This is a genomic window from Agromyces sp. Y782, from assembly GCF_059445405.1.
In genome coordinates this window covers 468,411-485,704 of sequence record NZ_JCAIUG010000001.1, presented here as the reverse complement: position 1 = coordinate 485,704, position 17,294 = coordinate 468,411, and the positions used below count along the sequence as shown (strand labels likewise).

General features: G+C 69.7%; 14 protein-coding genes. 8 read left to right on the top strand and 6 right to left on the bottom strand.

Features of this window, described 5'->3' with window-relative positions:
* Nucleotides 1-102: 102 nt before the first annotated feature.
* The 4 genes from AC1C2S_RS02235 to AC1C2S_RS02220 form a co-directional block, all read right to left on the bottom strand.
* Nucleotides 103-939, bottom strand: coding sequence for an HpcH/HpaI aldolase family protein (locus AC1C2S_RS02235; protein ID WP_495350912.1), 837 nt, complete (start codon nucleotides 937-939; stop codon nucleotides 103-105).
* Nucleotides 924-1,709, bottom strand: a complete 786-nt coding sequence (gene hpaH, locus AC1C2S_RS02230; protein WP_495350911.1) for a 2-oxo-hept-4-ene-1,7-dioate hydratase — start codon at nucleotides 1,707-1,709, stop codon at nucleotides 924-926. The genes AC1C2S_RS02235 and hpaH overlap by 16 nt, the downstream gene beginning before the upstream one ends.
* 69 nt (nucleotides 1,710-1,778) lie before the next feature.
* On the bottom strand, nucleotides 1,779-3,434 hold the full coding sequence (locus tag AC1C2S_RS02225) for a thiamine pyrophosphate-binding protein (protein ID WP_495350910.1): 1,656 nt from the start codon (nucleotides 3,432-3,434) through the stop codon (nucleotides 1,779-1,781).
* Between the two features lie 118 nt (nucleotides 3,435-3,552).
* Nucleotides 3,553-3,906, bottom strand: a complete 354-nt coding sequence (locus AC1C2S_RS02220) for a biotin transporter BioY (RefSeq protein ID WP_495350909.1) — start codon at nucleotides 3,904-3,906, stop codon at nucleotides 3,553-3,555.
* Nucleotides 3,907-3,925: 19 nt separating this feature from the next.
* Between AC1C2S_RS02220 and AC1C2S_RS02215 the strand changes: the two genes are divergently transcribed.
* Nucleotides 3,926-4,234: a hypothetical protein gene (locus AC1C2S_RS02215; protein ID WP_495350908.1), complete on the top strand. Its 309-nt coding sequence runs from the start codon at nucleotides 3,926-3,928 to the stop codon at nucleotides 4,232-4,234.
* Nucleotides 4,235-4,275: 41 nt separating this feature from the next.
* Here the strand turns inward: AC1C2S_RS02215 and AC1C2S_RS02210 are convergent, their stop codons facing one another.
* On the bottom strand, nucleotides 4,276-5,559 hold the full coding sequence (locus tag AC1C2S_RS02210) for an alkaline phosphatase family protein (protein ID WP_495350907.1): 1,284 nt from the start codon (nucleotides 5,557-5,559) through the stop codon (nucleotides 4,276-4,278).
* A 299-nt stretch (nucleotides 5,560-5,858) separates the two neighbouring features.
* Between AC1C2S_RS02210 and AC1C2S_RS02205 the strand changes: the two genes are divergently transcribed.
* Complete coding sequence (locus tag AC1C2S_RS02205; RefSeq protein WP_495350906.1) at nucleotides 5,859-8,075, top strand: outer membrane protein assembly factor BamB family protein; 2,217 nt, start codon at nucleotides 5,859-5,861, stop codon at nucleotides 8,073-8,075.
* Here the strand turns inward: AC1C2S_RS02205 and AC1C2S_RS02200 are convergent.
* Nucleotides 8,065-9,060: an Lrp/AsnC family transcriptional regulator gene (locus tag AC1C2S_RS02200; protein ID WP_495350905.1), complete on the bottom strand. Its 996-nt coding sequence runs from the start codon at nucleotides 9,058-9,060 to the stop codon at nucleotides 8,065-8,067. The genes AC1C2S_RS02205 and AC1C2S_RS02200 overlap by 11 nt on opposite strands.
* A gap of 176 nt (nucleotides 9,061-9,236) precedes the next feature.
* On the opposite strand from AC1C2S_RS02200, the gene AC1C2S_RS02195 reads away from it, so the two are divergent.
* The 6 genes from AC1C2S_RS02195 to AC1C2S_RS02170 are packed head-to-tail and all read left to right on the top strand — an operon-like array spanning nucleotide 9,237 to nucleotide 17,255.
* Entirely contained in the window at nucleotides 9,237-10,610 is a 1,374-nt protein-coding gene (locus tag AC1C2S_RS02195) for an ABC transporter substrate-binding protein (protein ID WP_495350904.1), read from the top strand.
* Nucleotides 10,607-11,569, top strand: coding sequence for a carbohydrate ABC transporter permease (locus AC1C2S_RS02190; protein ID WP_495350903.1), 963 nt, complete (start codon nucleotides 10,607-10,609; stop codon nucleotides 11,567-11,569). The genes AC1C2S_RS02195 and AC1C2S_RS02190 overlap by 4 nt, the downstream gene beginning before the upstream one ends.
* Nucleotides 11,566-12,435: a carbohydrate ABC transporter permease gene (locus tag AC1C2S_RS02185; protein WP_495350902.1), complete on the top strand. Its 870-nt coding sequence runs from the start codon at nucleotides 11,566-11,568 to the stop codon at nucleotides 12,433-12,435. The genes AC1C2S_RS02190 and AC1C2S_RS02185 overlap by 4 nt, the downstream gene beginning before the upstream one ends.
* A complete protein-coding gene (locus AC1C2S_RS02180; RefSeq protein ID WP_495350901.1) occupies nucleotides 12,432-13,808 on the top strand; it encodes a Gfo/Idh/MocA family protein in 1,377 nt (458 codons plus the stop codon). Before AC1C2S_RS02185 ends, AC1C2S_RS02180 begins: the two co-directional genes overlap by 4 nt.
* Nucleotides 13,809-13,818: 10 nt before the next feature.
* A complete protein-coding gene (locus AC1C2S_RS02175; RefSeq protein ID WP_495350900.1) occupies nucleotides 13,819-16,038 on the top strand; it encodes an alpha-N-acetylglucosaminidase in 2,220 nt (739 codons plus the stop codon).
* 41 nt (nucleotides 16,039-16,079) lie between these two features.
* A complete protein-coding gene (locus AC1C2S_RS02170; RefSeq protein WP_495350899.1) occupies nucleotides 16,080-17,255 on the top strand; it encodes a thiolase family protein in 1,176 nt (391 codons plus the stop codon).
* Nucleotides 17,256-17,294: the final 39 nt, after the last annotated feature.

Sequence of the window (17,294 nt, the reverse complement as noted above, 5' to 3'; positions counted from 1 at the left end):
ATACGATCCGTCGAGCGGGGTCGAGCGGGGTCGAGCGGTGTCGAGCGGTGTCGAGCGGTGTCGAGCGGTGTCGAGCGGGCATGAACGCCCTCGTCGCGTGGATCAGTAGCCCGCGCGGGGCGGCTCGGCTGCTGCGGGCGGCGCCGACGCCGCGGCATCCGACTGGATGAACCGATCGGCGAGCGCCTCCGATGCGCGCGCGACGATCGCGACGTCGGCGCCGACGGCCACGAAGGCGGCGCCGGCGTCGAGGTACCGCTCGGCGTCATCGGCCACGAAGGCATTCACGCCGACGGGCTTGCCCGCCGCCGCTCCTGCCCGGATCGATCGCAGTACGCCTTCGACGACGTCGGGGTGCGACTGCTGGCCGAGCAGCCCCATCGAGGCGGCGAGATCGGCCGGTCCGACGAAGAGCGCGTCGACTCCGTCGACCGCCGCGATCTCCTCGACCACGGCCACGGCGGCCCCGGATTCGATCTGCACCGTGAGGCTGATCGTCGACGAAGCATCCGGAAGGTACCGCTCGACGCGGTTCCAGCGCGACGAACGTGCAAGCGAGGCGCCGACACCGCGCACCCCGTCGGTCGGGTAGCGAACCGCCCGAGCGAGCTCGGCGGCCTGCGCGGCGGAGTCGACCATGGGCACGAGCAGGTTCTGCACCCCGAGGTCGAGGTACTGCTTGATCACGACGGCGTCGCCGATCGGCGGACGCACGACGGGAGCGACGGGGTAGGCCGAGACCGCGTAGAGCTGCGCGAGGATCGACTCGAGACCGTTGGGGGAGTGCTCGGCATCGATGAGCACCCAATCAAGGCCGCTGCCGGCTGCGAGCTCGGCCATGATCGGGCTGCCGGAGCATACCCACATGCCCACGAGCGGGCGATCGGATGCCTCGATGCGGGTCGTGAGGGTGTCGGGTAGGGTCACTCGAATCGGCACGTGATGGCTCCAAGCTGTCCGTAGTCGGCGTGCACGGTGTCGCCGCGTTCGACCCACATGGGCCGGGTGAACGACCCCGCCAGGATGATCTCGCCCGTCTCGAGAGACTGACCGTGCTGGGCGAGCTTGTTCGCGAGCCAGGCCACGCCCATCGCGGGGTGACCGAGCACCGCGGCGGCGACCCCCGACTCCTCGATGGTCTGGTTGCGGTAGAGCAGCGCCGAGACCCAGCGGAGGTCGACCTCGTCGACCTTCACCGGTCGGCCGCCGATGACCATCGCGCCCATCGCGGCGTTGTCGCTGATCGTGTCCACGATCGTGCGGCCCGCCATCTCGATGTGCGAGTTCAGGATCTCGAGCGCGGGCACGACGTAGGCGGTGGCGTCGAGCACGTCGAAGATCGTGGCATCCGGGCCCCGCAGAGGCTTCGCGAGCACGAAGGCGAGCTCGACCTCGATGCGCACGTTCGAGAAGCGGTCGAATTCGACGGATGCTCCAGACTCGATGACCATGTCGTCGAAGATGACCCCGTAGTCGGGTTCCGTGATGCCGGTGGCGACCTGCATGACCTTCGAGGTGAGGCCGATCTTGCGACCCACGATGCGGTGGCCATCGGCCACGCGCCGCTTCGCCCAGAGCGCCTGCACCGCATAGGCGTCGTCGACGGTCATTTCAGGATGCCGCGTGGTGAGCAGTGGCACGATCGAGCGGTCGCGGTCGGCGGCGATGAGCTCGTCGGCGATCGCTGCGATCTGCGAGGGGTCGATCACGGAAGCTCCACTTCGTTGTCGAGGACTCTTGCACGAATCGTATACGATGCCGCGGTCCCGCATCCGCGGTCAGGAGTTCACGCGGATGATCTCCTCCTGATACGGCGCGACCACGGTGCTCGAGACGCGGCAGTCGAGCAGCAGGAAGCGACGGGAGTCGACGGGCTCGGCCGTCCAGGCGGCGAGCCGATCGAGGTCGGCGAGTTCACGAACGATGATGCCCTCCGCACCGACGGCGGAGGCGAGGCCCGCGAAATCGGTCTCGGGGATGAGCATGGGCGCCTCGGCGAGGCCCTTCGGACCGTAGAGGTGCACCTCGGCGCCGTACGCGGCGTCGTTCCAGACGACTGCGATGCCGCGCCCGCCAGTGGTGCGCACCGCGCTCTCGAGGTCGGCCATCGCCATCAGGCCACCGCCGTCGCCGGTCGTCAGCACGATCGTCGCATCGGGGCGTGCGACCGCCGCGCCGGGCACGCTCGCCAGCCCGAACCCGATCGACTGGAACGCCGTGCCGACCATCACCATGCGGTCGGGCGACGCGACCGGCCAGTACATGTTCGCCCAGCCGATGAAGTGCCCGCCGTCGGAGACGACCACACGGTTCTCGGGCAGCAGTTCGCCGATGCGAGCTGCGACCCTGCGAGGGTCGAGTCGGCCATCGGATGCCACGGGATCGCCGGCCTCGTAGGTTCGCGCAGCGGCGACGTCGACACTCTCGCGCCATCCCGACGACTCGGCGCCGATGGCCTCGAGCTCGTGCACGAGGGCGCGCGCCACGACGGCGGCGTCGCCGCGAACGAACCCCGAGACGTTCGGGTGGGTGGCCGTGGCGGCGACGTCGACCTGCACCACGCGGGTGCCGGGTGCGAAGAGCTCGCCGAACCGCATCGTGAACTGGCCCAGCGAAGCGCCGAAGACGACCGCGACGTCGGCCTCGCGCACGAGTTCCATCGCACCGGCCGCGCCGAATCCGCCCGTGACGCCGAGATCGAAGCGGGCGTCGGGGAAGACACCGCGACCGAGTGCGCTCGACGCGGTGAGCGCGCCGGTCGCCTCGGCGATCGCGCCGAGGGCCTCGCCTGCATTCGCGAGCCAGGCGCCGCGGCCGGCGAGCAGGAACGGCCGACGTGCGGCGGCGAGCATCCCGGCGAGTTCGGCGATCGCGCGCGTCGCGAACTCGCCCTTCGGAGCGAGCGGAGCCGGCAGGCGCAGTGCAGGGGCCGACGCGTGTTCGTCGACGTCGACCTCGAGGCCGCCGACGTCGTAGGGGATCGCGAGCACGGCAGCAGTGCGGTTGGCCAGGGCATGCTCGATCGCGAGCACGGCGGTGGCCGCGACATCCGTTCGACCGACCGTGAAGGTGCGGGCGCCCACGCCGGCCGCAAGCGCGATCTGGTCGACGTCCCACGGCCGCGGCCCGGTCGTGGGCTCATCGCCGACGACGAGCACCAGCGGGATGCGCGCCTGAACCGCCTCGGCGAGCGGGGTGAGGGTGTTCGTGAACCCGGCCCCGTATGTCGCGGTCGCGGCAGCGAGGCGCCCGGATGCCCGGAAGTGGGCGTCGGCGGCGACCACGGCACCTGCCTCGTGGCGCAGCGCGGTGTAGTTCGCGCTCGTGCGATCGAGTGCGTCGAGGAAGAGCGCGTTGCCGTTGCCCATGACCCCGAAGACGTGATCGATGTGGGTGGCGAGGGTGCGGGCGACGATGGCTGAGACCGACGGCATGGAGGCTCCTGACGAGACAGACGGACGAACGATTCCGTATGTGTCTCGCGAACCCGCTGGCGGATGGCTGCGTGCCCCTTTTTCGAGCACCGGCGATCGTCGCCGGACGACTGCGAGTCTACCGGGGCGGCAGTCGGTCGGCGGCCTTCCACGAGAGGGGGAGGAGTACCGCGGCGAGCACCGACTTGATCACGCCGCCGATGAGGAACGGGGTGAACCCGGCCGTCAGCACCGACGCGAGGTCGTTCGGTGCTCCGACCGAACCCAGGAACGCTGCGAGCCAGGGCAAGCCGATCGCGAACGTCGAGAGCGTGCCGGCCGCGCAGGCTGCGAGCGCCTTCCAGATGGTGCGGTTCCAGGTGCGCTCGGCGAACCAGCCGACGAGGCTTGCCGCGAGGACGAACCCGACGTACCCGCCGGTCGGCCCCGCGAGCACGCCCCATCCGATCGAGGCCTCGCTGAACCGGGCCACCACCCGACAGAATGGTGGGGTGAAGACGATTCAGTTGCGCCGGTACACACTCGTCGACGGAGAATACGACGCCTTCGTCGAGTGGTGGCGGGGGTCCATGCCGATCGTGCGGCCGGGCGCTGGGTTCGCCATCGAGTTCGCCTATGGTCTCCGCGAGTCGAACGAGTTCGTGTGGGCCGTGAGCGCGGTCGGCGACCGCGACGACTTCGCGCGGCTCGAGGAGACGTACCTGGCCTCGCCCGAGCGCGCAGCCGTGTTCGACGGGGTGCCGCAGCGGGTCGCCGTCCACGACATCCGATTCGTCGACGACGAGCCGCTGGCTGGCTGAGGCGAGCCCGGTCTGGCGGTCAGGCTCGTGCCTCGTCGCTGTCATCGAGTGCGGATGGCCTCGGTGAGCACGCGGCCATCGGCGCCGGCAGGTGCGTCGTACCCGAGGAGCGCGGCGATCGTCGGCGCCACGTCGATGTGCCGCGGGTCGGCCGGCGCACCGTTCGGGCGTACGCCGGCGCCCGAGAGCACGAGCGGCACCTCGAGGTTCCGGCTCGTGCCGTGCACCCCGGCGGCATCGGCCGGGGTCGCGCCGAGCGACCAGCCCTCTGCGGGCTCGATGACGAGCTCGCCGTACTTCGGCGACATGTGCATGGCCTGCTGATCGGTCTTGTCGTACACCGCGGAGACGTGCGGAAGCGCCGCGACCGCCTGCTCGATACGGGCAGCGGCCGTGGCGTCACCGGCGGCATCGCCGATCAGGTGCAGCGACCCGACCCCGCCGACGACGATCACGACCTCGGTCGCGGGCTGCGGGGCGCGCCCCGCGGCGAGAATCTCGGCGTCGTAGCCGAGGGCGTCGATCGCTGCGAGCAACGGCGACTGCATGCCCTGGGTGAAGGTGCTCATGCCGTGGTCGCCGGTCACGACGAAGGCCGTGCGTCCATAGATGCCGGCGTCCTTCGTCGCCTGGACGAGACGCCCGATCTGCTCGTCGACCTCGGCGAGCGCTGCAGGCATGCCAGCCGCGGCGGAGCCGTCGGCATGACCGAGCACGTCGAGCGTGTCGCAGTACACCGCGATCAGGTCGGGGATGCCGTTCGCGGTGGTCAGCTGCCCGCCGCTGTCGACGGGTTCGCCGTTCAGTACGGCGATGGCGTCATCGGCCCGGCGGTCGCAGGTGCCGCCGGGTTGTGTGTAGAGCCCGTCGGGATCGCCGTAGGCGACGCCGTGGTTCTGCAGGATGAACCACTGCGATGACATCACCGTGCCGCCCTGATCGCGGATCGCCTCTGCGATGGTCGGCACTGCGAGGTCGCGCTGCTGGCTGCGGGCGGTGCCGGTCTCGGCGTCGAACCAGTACGCCGTGTTCAGATGCGTCTCGGGCCAGGCGCCGGTCGCGATCGACGACCACGACGGGTTCGTGATCGAGGTCATCACCCCGGTCGAGGTCGTGAGACTGCCCCGCTTGGCGAGATGGCGGAGGTTCGGCATCGGGGCGTCGCCGAGGTACCGGGCGTCGAACCCGTCGAGGGCGATGAGTACGACATGCTCGGCCGGGGGCGGCGGTACTGCGCTCGCAGCCGTCGCGGAGGCGCCCGCGATGCCGGCGGCGGTGAGGGCCGTCACGGCGAACGCGACGAGGGAACGGGATCGGGTACGCATCGATCTGACTCCTGAGTGTTCTGGCGAATGGAACCGGGGTCCCGGATGCTTCGACGCTGGCGCGCACGTCGAGGATCGGTCAACCACGGACACGGTGCGTGCAAGGAACCGGGAACCGCGCGGGGGAGGTTGACGGGAATCCGTCACCTCAGCGACATCCGCCCGCTCGGATGCCGGTTTCTTGCGCCGATGCTCGGACGCATGTCGATCCCTCGCAAACCATCGCGGCGCGCTGGCCGTCGGCATGCGGCGGTCGGTTGGGTGCAGGGAGGAGCAGACCGACGACGAAGTGGAGCGCGATGATGGTGGACCGGGCGATCGAGGCAGGCAAGCGACCGAGGGTGAGCCGACGGGGATTCCTCGGCCTGTCGGCGGTCGGAGCCGGGTTGGGCATGGTCGCGAGCGACTGGGGGCCGTGGCCGGGAGCCGCGGTGGGCGCGGCGCGCGCCGCCGGATCCGAGGCCCCGCTGCGCTTCGTCGTGCTCACCGATACCCACGGCAACGACGAGGAGACCGCTCGTCTCGAGAACCTGTCGAGGGTGTTCGCCGCCGTCGAAGCCGAGAACCCGGAGTTCGTGCTGCACTGCGGTGACATCAGCGACTACGGCGACGACTCGGGATTCGAGGCCTACCGCTCGACCATTCCCGCGGCGCTGTGGGAGCGGATCCGCCACGTGCCCGGCAATCATGAGATCAGGTGGGATGTCACGGCGCGAGAGCGGTTCCAGCACTGGTTCGGGCCCACGAGCTACAGCTTCGACGCCGGCGGCGTGCACTTCATCGCGCTCGATCCGACCCAGGCGCTGCAGGAACCCGGACTGTTCGGCGACGACCTCGACACGATCCGCCGCGATCTGGATGCCGCGGGCACGACGCCGAGCGTGATGTTCCTGCACTTCCCCCTCGCGGGACGCAATCACTACGTCAACGACGCCGATGCGCTGCTGCGCACCATCGAGCCGTTCCCCGTGCGGGGGATCTTCGCAGGGCACATCCACCGCAACGAGGTCGATCGGTTCAACGGACTCACGCAGGTCGCGGCCGTCGCCACGCGCAGCGGGCCCTTCTACCTCCGTGTCACCGAACGCGATGACGAGGCAGGGCGGGTGCTCGTGGTCGAACAGGTCACCCTCGGCGCGGCCGACACCGACCCGCCGACGATCGACCTCCTCACGGAGATGCCACTCGATGCGGGGCCGGGTCAAGCGGCCGGTCCGGTTCGGGGCGGCGCACGCATCGACGATGAACGCATCGAAGTCAGCGCCACCGCCGGATCGGCCGCCGCGGGTGTGTCGGCCCAGCTGTACCCGCAAGAGCTGTTCGGCACTGCGGCCGACGGCGTCTGGGTTCCGCTCGACCGTACCGGTGGCACGTGGAGCGGATCTCTCGACGCGGCGGCGCTCCCGCCCGGCGTGCACCGGGTCCGGCTCCAAGCGGTCGACTCGGCCGGTGCACTCTGGCACGAGACGGTCACGGTCGAGCGTCGCGGCAGATCGCTGTCGAAGCCGAAGTGGGAGCAGCAGCTCGGCGGACAGATCCAGGGTGCGCTCGCGGCATTCGGCTCGACCGTCGTGGCGGCCTCGACCTCGGGCCGGGTGACGGCACTGCGCATCACGGGCGCCGCGCGCCACCGTCTCTGGGAGCGCGAACTCAGCGCCGTGCACCGCGGCGCGGCCTTCTCGAGCGACGGCTCGATCGTCATGGTGCCCGGAGCCGATCACACACTCACGGCGCTCGACGCTGCGAGCGGTCGAACCCGTTGGGCCGCGGATCTCGGGCGCCCCGTGATGTCGACGCCGGCGGTCTTCGACGTCGGAGGAGTCGACCGGGTCATCGTTGCAGCGGGCGACCGGCTCTTCTGCCTCGACAGCTCGGGAGCGATCGTGTGGGAATCGGAAGTGCCGCGGCTCTCGGCTGGGCGAGCGGGCTTCGACGGTGAGCGCGTCTACGTCGGCGCGGGCGATGGGCGCGGATACGCGTACGACGTGGCGACCGGCGCGCGCCTGTGGTCGGTGCTAACGAACACCAGACCCGACACGTACCGGCAATTGATCTACGGGCCATGGGACGACTGGGTCGAGATCCTCCCGACGGGCGCCGTGCTCTTCAGCACCGTCGCCAACGCCATCGCTGTGGACCCGCGCACGGGCGCGGAGCTGTGGCGGATCGAAGGAAGCTACATCTTCGCGCCCGGCGTGATGCTCGACGACGGGAGCCTGCTGCTGACGACGGAGTGGGGCATCGTCGACGCGATCGACCCTGCCACGGGGGCGAGACGGTGGAGCATGCAGGCCGTGCCGCGCGTTGTCAACGCCGGCCCGGTGGGCGACGAGCGGAGCGGCACGGTCTGGCTCGTCGGCACGGGCGGACTACTGGTCGCGATCGACCCGGCGAGCGGTGCGGTGACGGTGGATCGTCAGCTCTTCACGGCCAACACCTTCTCCACCCCGGTCGTCGTCGGACGGCAGCTGATCGTCGGCGCGCAGGACGGCGTGCTCAGAGGCCTCACGGTCTGATCGCGAGCTCGGCCGGAACGGGTGGACCGGTGAGGCCGGCGCGCTTGAGCGACTGCAGCGCGACCGCGACGTCGGCGTGCTGCAATCCGGGAAGGCCGCCGATCGTGTCGGAGATGAAGCCGTAGAGCGCAGCGTCGGAGGCGAGTGCGATCTCACCGCACAGGTTCCGGTCGCCCGTCGTCGCCGCGATCATCAGTACCGACGGGTGTTCGGCGAGCAACTCCCCGGCGCGCCCGAGCTGGGTCGGATTCACGTTGAGCGACACGAAGGCGTTCACCGGCAGTCCGATGCGCTCGGGCTCGACGACCGTGCGCATGCGCAGTGCGCCCGACGCCATCATCGCCTCGGTGCGGCGACGAACCGTGACGGGGTTGGCGCCGCACAGCTCGGCGAGCCGCTGCCAGCCGAGCCGGCCGTCGAGTGCGAGCGATGCTGCGATCCGCTCATCGAGCGCGTCGGTCGCCGCAGGCTGACCCGGCAGTGGCTCGTGCCACGGATCCAGTCGCTGGCTGCGCAGCTGCTCGACCAAATCGCCCGCGAGCAGGTCGGGAAGCCAGCTGTGCGGCGTCGCGAAGCGGCGGATCACCTGATTGCTCCACACGGCGAGTACCCCATCGAGGGCGGGAAGCTGCTCGAGCGTGATCGCCAGGAGGTGCTCGTTCGTCGTGTAGCTGATCTCGGCGATGCAGTCGACGCTGCCGGTCAGCAGCTTGACCGACCCGGACTCCGGCCAGGCGGCCAGTCGTTCGGCCGAACGAAGGGCCTCGCCCGGACGGCACCGCAGCCGGACGAACAACGAGCGCGTGCGCCTCGTCGCCTCGCCGTCGAGCACTCCGACGACCCGCACCGTGCCGTCGTGGAGCAGACGCGATGCGCGACGGGAGACGGTCGCCTCGGAGGTGAACACCACTTCGCTGATCTGCGCATTGCTCGCGCGCGGATTGGCCATCAAGGCGCCGACGATGCGACGGTCGAGATCATCCAACAGATGCACCTTCGATTCATGAGTAGGGTCGATGAGGTTGCTTTCTTGCAACCTACTCGCACATGTCGTCGATGACCCTCAATCGCAGAGAGGATCGGCGTACCCGCGCGGTGGCGGCAGGCCCGCCCCGCACGACAGCAACGGCGCTTCGCGCCACGACACGAGGAGTGACGCACATGACCCCCAAGTTCAAGCCGCGCATCGCGGCATCCATCGCGGCCGTGGCCGCACTCGCCCTGCTCGCGGGCTGTTCCGGCGAGAGCGAACCGCCCGCCGACCAGTCCGTGACGTTCTGGACGCCGCAGACCACACCCGAGCGTCTCGCCGCTCAGGAGGCGATCGCCGCCGCGTTCACCGAGGAGACCGGCATCGAGGTCGAAGTCGTGCCCATGGCCGGTGCCGATCAGGATCAAGCGCTCGTCACCGGCGCTGCCTCGGGAGACGTGCCGGACGTGATCCTCCACGCTTCGACGCAGACGGGGGCGTGGACGTCGCAGGGCCTCCTCGACACGGACGCCGCAACAGAGGTCGTCGACACGCTCGGGCAGGAGACGTTCAACGAGCACGCCATCGAGGCGATCACTCTCGACGACCAGATCTCGGCCGTGCCGAGCGACGGCTGGACGCATGTGATCGCCTACCGCACCGACCTGCTCGAGCAGGCAGGGGTCGACGTGCCCACGAGTGTCGAGGAGCTCGCGGACGCAGCGACGACGGTCAAGGACGAGCTCGGCATCACGGGCCTCGCCTTCGGCACCCAGGCCGGCACGGCGTCGGCGACCGAGGGAATCCAGTCGATCTTCCAGAGCGCAGGCTGCGACCTCGTCGTCGACGGTGAGGTCGCGATCGACTCGAAGGAGTGCACAGAGGCCGCCGAACAGTTCCTCACGCTCCGCAACTCCTCAGTTGCGGGCGACTTCGACGTGACGAGCGCACGCGCTGCGTACATGAACGGCGACGCCGCGATGCTGCTCTTCTCGACGCACATCCTCGATGAGCTCGCGGGACTCGACGAGGCCACCCCGGCCACGTGCGCGGAGTGCGCCGAGACCCCGACGTTCCTCGCGGACAACACGCAGTTCATCACGGTGGTCGACGAGGAGCACCCTGCACAGTACGGCGCGATCCTCAGCTACGGCATTCCGACCGGCGCGAACGTCGAGGCTGCGCAGCAGTACATCGAGTACGTGATGAGCACCGGATACGTCGACACGCTCGCAGTCGCGACCGAGGGCCGCATCCCGCTGCGGAACGGCACCGCCGAGGACCCGACCGAGTTCATCTCGGCGTGGGGTGAACTCGGCATCGGCCCCGGACAGGAGAAGACCTCCGTCGACCTCTACGGCGAGGAGTTCGTCGCCGGCATCCAGAGCGGCATCAATGCCGTCTACCAGTGGGGGATGGGCACGGACGACGCGACCCTGGCCGGCCTCGTCGCGAGCCAAGGCGTGCTCGCCGGGCAGATCGACCAGCTCTACACCGGCACCTCCGCGGCCGACGTGACGGCCGCGATGCGGACGGCCGTCGAGGAGGTCCAGGCAGGCCTGTGACCCGCACTGCACCAGCTCGGACCGACCGGGGGCGGCAGCTCAGCCGCCCCCGGCGGGAGAACCGCAACGGCCTGATCCTCACGGCACCGACGCTCGTCGTCGTACTGTTGGCGTCGATCCTTCCCATGATCCTCGTCGTGGTCTTCGCCTTCAGCGAGATCCGCCTCGTCGACATCCCCTTCCTCGGCACCCAGCCGATCGACTGGACGCTCGACAACTTCACCCGCGCCCTGCGCAACCCGTCGTTCTGGAACGCGCTCGGCACGACACTGCTCTACTCGACGCTCACCATGATCGGATCGGTCGGCGTCGGACTCGCGCTCGCCCTCGCGCTGCGCCGGCCGTTCCGCGGACGCGGCATCGTCCGGGCACTGATGCTCGTGCCCTACGTGCTGCCGCTCATCGCGGCCGCGACGATCTGGCAGACCATGCTCAACCCGCAGTACGGGCTCGTCAACTCCTTCGGCCGCGAGTTCCTCGGGTGGGAGACCGCGATCGGGTTCCTCAACACCTCTCGGTACGAGGTCCTCGGCGTCGAGGTCCCGCTGGCGCTGCTCGTGGTCGTCCTCTTCGAGATCTGGACGTCGGCGCCGCTCTCGTTCCTCTTCGTCACCGCCCGCCTGCAGGGCGTCACCCCCGGCATCGAGGAGGCCGCAGCGCTCGACGGTGCGAACGGCTTCCAGATCATCACCCGCATCGTCATGCCGCAACTGAAGGGCGTGATCCTGCTGCTGTGCCTGCTGCGCTTCATCTGGACGTTCCAGAGCTTCAGCGAGATCTACCTGCTCACCGAGGGGGCCGGCGGCACCCAGGTGATGGCACTCAAGGTCTACACCGAACTCGTCACGCGTGCCGACATCGGAAGCGCCGCGGCGTACGGCCTGCTCATGTCTGTGGTGCTGATCGCGCTGCTGGCGGTATACGTCGTGTTCTCACGCCGGAAGGTGGACCTCGAATGAGCCGCAAACGCTCCCCGCTGGCGCCGAGTCCCGCGGCCAACGCGGGCCGGGTCATCCTCATCGTCATCGCGCTCGTGATCTCGATCGGGCCCGTCGTCTACGGGTTCCTGCTCTCGCTCCGGCCGTACTCGGCGATCGTCCAGGCGCCGCTCGACCTTATCCCCGCGTTCAGCGAACTCGACTTCTCCGCCTACTCGACGGCGATGCTCGATCAGTCGCAGGGCGGATTCGGACTCGGCCGGTTCGTGCTGAACTCGCTCATCGTCGCGTGCTTGACCGTCGTGCTCTCGATCATCGTGTCGATCCTCGGGGCGTACGCTGCCGCCCGCCTGCGCTACCGCGGACGCAAGACGGTCAACGCGATCATCCTCGGCATCTACCTGTTCCCGGGCATCGTCCTGTCCGTGCCGCTGTTCGTGCTGCTGGCCAAGGCAGGGCTGACGGGATCACTCGTCGGCCTGTTCTTCGTCTACGTCGCCACGACGGTTCCCGTCTCGATCTACATGATGCGCAACTACTTCCTCGCCCTGCCCGAGAGCATCGAGGAAGCCGCGACCATCGACGGAGCTTCACTGCCCCAGATGCTGCGGAGCGTCGTGCTGCCGATCGCGCTCCCCGGCGTCGTGGCCACGGCGGTCTACGTCTTCATGATCGCCTGGAACGAGTACTTCTACGCGCTGCTGTTCCTCGTGCAGGACCAATCGCTGTGGACGGCGCCGCTCGGCATCTCGCAGCTCGCCGACTTCAACGTGCCCGTTCCGGTGCTGCTGGCGGGATCCATCGCCGTCACCGTGCCCGTCGTGATCCTGTTCTTCGTCGCGCAGCGCTACCTCGTCGACGGCTTGACCTCTGGAGCGGAGAAATGAGTTCGACACCTCAGCGGATCGTCATCATCGGTGCGGGCGGTCGTGGTCGCGATGCGTACGGCCGCTGGGCGATCGAACACCCCGAACTGGCGCGCATCGTCGCGGTCGCCGATATCGACGAGGCTCGGCGCACGACACTGGCGACTGACGCGGGCGGAGCGGCGGAGTACGGCGACTGGCGGGAGGTCGTCGCCGATCTCGGCGCGCTCGCCGCCGACGGCGTCATCATCGCGGTTCCCGACGCGATGCACGTCGACGTCGCGATCGCAGTGGCGGATGCCGGGGTGCCGTTCCTGCTCGAGAAGCCGGCGGCTCCCACCCTCGCCGAGCTGGAACGCCTCGCGATCCACGCGGGCAGGGTCTCGGCGCGACTGGCGATCGGGCACGTGCTGCGGTTCACTCCGTTCTGGCGCACGATCAAGCAGATCGTCGACTCGGGCACCATCGGCAGGCTCATGACGATCGAGGTCCGCGAGAACATCGGGTTCTGGCACTTCGCGCATTCGTACGTGCGCGGCAACTGGCGCAACACCGCCACGTCGAGCGCGATGGTGCTCGCCAAGACTTCCCACGATCTCGACCTCATCCGATGGATCGCGGGCAATGCCCCAGAGACGCTGTACAGCATCGGGGGGCTCTCGTGGTTCCGCCCGGAGAACGCACCGGCCGGTGCGCCCGCGTTCTGCGTCGACGGATGCCCGGTCGCCGAGACGTGCCCGTTCTTCGCGCCGAGGTACTACGTCGAGGCGCTCGCCGATGTGGACGGCCATCCGGTCCATCTCCTCGGCGACGACACGTCGATCGCCGGGCGGCTCGAGGCGTTGCGCTCCGGTGACTACGGCCGATGCGTGTTCCACAGCGACAACGACGTGGCCGATCATCAGCAGACGACCATGCAGTTCCCCGAGGGATTGACGGCGACGTTGACGGCGTCGGCATTCACGGCCGAGAACACGCGAGTCGTCGCGATCACCGGGTCGGGCGGCCAGTTGACGGGTCACATGGAACGCGGCGAACTCGTCGTCGACCTGTTCTCACCCGGCGCCGCGCTGCCCGACGGGCTGCCGATCGCCCGGCACGAGGTGACCCCGATGAAGCCGATGGGGCACTCGCGACACACGGTGACCGTCACGATGCCGAACGCCGATCTCGGCGACCACGCCGGCCACGCCGGCGGCGATGCCGGGCTGATGGCAGAGTTCGTCGCCGCTCTCGGGCGGGGGACGGTGGGTTCCGGTGAGCTCTCGTTCAGCACGGCGCTCGACAGCCATCTGATGGCGTTCGCGGCGGAGGAGTCGCGGCTGAGCGGGTCGCGCATCGAGTTCGCGGAATGGGTGAGCGAGCTCGGCATCGCGCCCGACGAGGCAGCGTGAGGTGGGTGCGATGACCGGTTCCGACGGGTTCTCCGAGTCCGTGCGCGGCATCGTCGCCCGCATCGGGGGTGACGCGGATCGCGTGAGGATCGAGCGGATCGTCGACACATCGGACGACGCGGCGGTCGGCGAGCACGCCGCCGTCGGCGAGTATGCCGCGGAGGGCGGCGTACTCACCCTGCGGGGGACCGATCCGGTGGCGGCGCTGAGTGCGCTGTCTCGGTACCTGCAGCGCAACGGCCGCCGCATCACCTGGGAGACGCCGCGACTCGACCCGGCGTTCGAGGCTTGGCCGGATTCCCCGCCGACGTCGATCCGCACACCGTTCGCCATTCGCTCCCACTTGAACATGGTCACCCACGCCTACTCGACGCCCTTCTGGGACTGGGACCGATGGGAGCGCGAACTCGACTGGATGGCGCTGCACGGGGTCACGCATCCGTTCGTGCTCACCGCGTACGAGGTCGTGCTCGAGGAGACCCTGACGAGATCCGGAGTCCCGCGCACAGAAGCGCGGTCGTGGGTGGGCAGCGCCGCGCACACCCCCTGGATGTCGGTGGGCGGGATGCACGACTTCGGCGGGCCGCTGCCTGAACGCTGGTCGGAGCGTCGTGTCGAGCTCGCGCGCCGGATCCTCGGTCGCGCTCGCGAACTCGGCATGACGCCCGTACTGCCGGTGACGGGCGGTCATGTGCCACGTTGCCTCGCCGGTGACGGCGCGGCGGAGATCGAGTGGCAGGGCTGGCGCACGCCGATGCTCGAGCCGTCGTCAGCCGAGTACGCGGATCTCGTGCGCACCTTCCTCGAGGTGCAACGCGAACTCCTCGGAGATCCCGGCCCGCGGCCCGTCATCGCAGTCGACCCGTACATCGAGTCCCTGCCGCCGTCGGGCGACGAGGCCGCGCTCGCGGCAGCGGGCCGAGGCATCCATTGGGCCGTCGCTGGTTTCTACCCCGATGCGACCTGGCTCCTGCAGGGCTGGCCGTTCCACTACCACCGAGATTTCTGGACGCCCGAGCGCGTTGCAGCGTATCTCTCCGAGGTGCCGCACGAGCGGCTCCTGATCATCGACCTCTGGGGCGAGCACGCGCCGATGTGGCGCGACGGCATGCACGGACGGCGGTGGATCTGGTCCGCGATCCACAACTTCGGGGGGCGGTTCGCCCTGTTCGGCGACCTCGCCGGACTCGCTCGAGACATCACGGAGCTCGAACGAGAGCGGCCGGAGCGACTCGAGGGCATCGGGCTCGCGCCCGAGGCGATCGAGAACAACACCGTGTTCTACGAGTTGGCCGGCGACCTCGTGTGGGGCCCGGTCGTCGTCGAGCACTGGCTCGATGCCTTCGCGGTGCAGCGCTACGGCGTCGACGACGAGCGCGCCCGGCAGGCTTGGCGCCTGCTGGCCGAGACCCTGTACGCGCCGGGGCGTACACGTTCGATCCCGTCGCCGGTGTTCGCGCGTCCCTGGAGTGCGACCGCGCCGTTCGCCACGCAGCGGCTGGCGGGAGAGGCGCTGCCGACGGGGGCCGCACGCATGTCGGCCAACATCGACGCCGAGAACGACCCGGCCGTGCTCGGCGACCTGCCGCGCATCGCTCGCGCGGCTCGGCTCCTCATCGAGCTGGCGGATGTCTCGCCGTCGCCCGATGCGCTCGAGCACGATCTCGTCGAACTGACCGGCCACGTGCTCGCCCAGCGCACGCGCGAGCACATCCGCGGCATCCTCGCCGCCTTCGAGCACCGCGACGCCGCCGGCATCCGTGTCTGCGCGGCGAACCTCGCCGAAGACCTGCGTGACCTCGACGCACTGGCGGCCACCCGACCCGAATCGCGGGCATCGACCTGGATCGACGCGGCCCGCGGGTGGGCCGACACTCCAGGCGAGGCAGCGGTGATGGAACGGGACGCGCGCAGCCTGGTGTCGGTCTGGGGACATCAGTCGAGCGGCCTGCACGACTACTCGGGCCGGCACTGGTCCGGGTTGATCCGCGATCTCTACCTGCCTCGCTGGGAGGCGTGGGCCGAGTGGCTCGCCGAGGCCGCCGAGGCCGCCGACGATGCGGGGGCCACCGACGCCGCCGAGGACGGAGCCGAACCCGATGTCGCGGTGCTCCGCGCTCGCATCGTCGGAATCGAGGAGGCATGGCGCACCGCGATCGGCAGCGACGATGGGTCGAACTCATCTCCCGTCGTGGTGGCGTCCGCGGTGCTCGACCGGCTCGGCTGCTGAAAGGCTTCGTGTCGGGATCGCAGCCGATCTAGGCTGTCAGCATGAGCAGAGAAGCCGTCATCGTCGACGTTGTCCGCACACCCGTCGGGCGCGGCAAGCCCGGAGGCATCCTGTCGGGCATCCATCCCGTCGACCTGCTCGCGGGGGTGCTCGACACTCTCGTGAACCGCAACGACCTCGACCCTGCGCTCATCGACGATGTGATCGGCGGGTGCGTCAGCCAGATCGGCGAGCAGAGCTACAACATCACTCGCAACGCCGTGCTCGCCGCCGGCTTCCCCGAGACCGTCCCCGGCACGACGATCGATCGTCAATGCGGATCGAGCCAGCAGGCGGCGACGTTCGCCGCGCAGGCCGTGCTTTCGGGCCACGCCGACATCGTCATCGCGTGCGGCGTCGAGTCGATGAGTCGTGTACCGCTCGGATCGAGCGCAGCGGGCGCCGATCCGTACGGCAGCCGCATCCGCGCCCGCTATCCCGACGGGCTCGTGAACCAGGGCGTCTCGGCTGAGCTCATCGCCGCGAAGTGGGGCTTCTCGCGCGCCGAGCTCGATGAGTTCGCGGCCCGTTCGCACGCGCTCGCGGCAGAGGCTGGGGAGTCGGGCGCGTTCGCGACCGAGGTCGTGCCGGTGCCCGGCATCGACGCGCTGACCGACGAGACCGTGCGCCCCGCGACATCCGTCGAATCGCTCGCTGGGCTCAACCCGGCGTTCCGCACCGACGAGCTCGCCGAACGCTTTCCCGAGCTCGACTGGCGCATCACGCCCGGCAACTCCTCGCCGCTCACCGACGGCGCCTCCGCCGCCCTCATCATGAGCGCCGAGCGCGCCGAACAGCTCGGCCTCACACCGCGGGCCAGGTTCCGCTCGTTCTCGGTCGTGGGCAGCGACCCGCTCTACATGCTGACGGGTGTGATCCCCGCGACCGCGAAGGTGCTCGAGCGTGCCGGGCTCGGCCATGACGACATCGACGCCTACGAGGTCAACGAGGCGTTCGCGTCGGTGCCGCTCGCGTGGCTTCATGACACGGGGGCGGATGCCGCGAAGCTGAACCCCCGCGGCGGCGCCATCGCTCTCGGCCACGCGCTCGGCTCATCGGGCACGCGGTTGCTGACGACCCTCGTGAACCAACTCGAGGCGACGGGCGGCCGCTACGGACTGCAGACGATGTGCGAGGGCGGCGGCATGGCCAACGCCACCATCATCGAACGCGTCTGACTCCCACCCGCCCCTGACGCCGCGCCGTCCTTCGCTCAC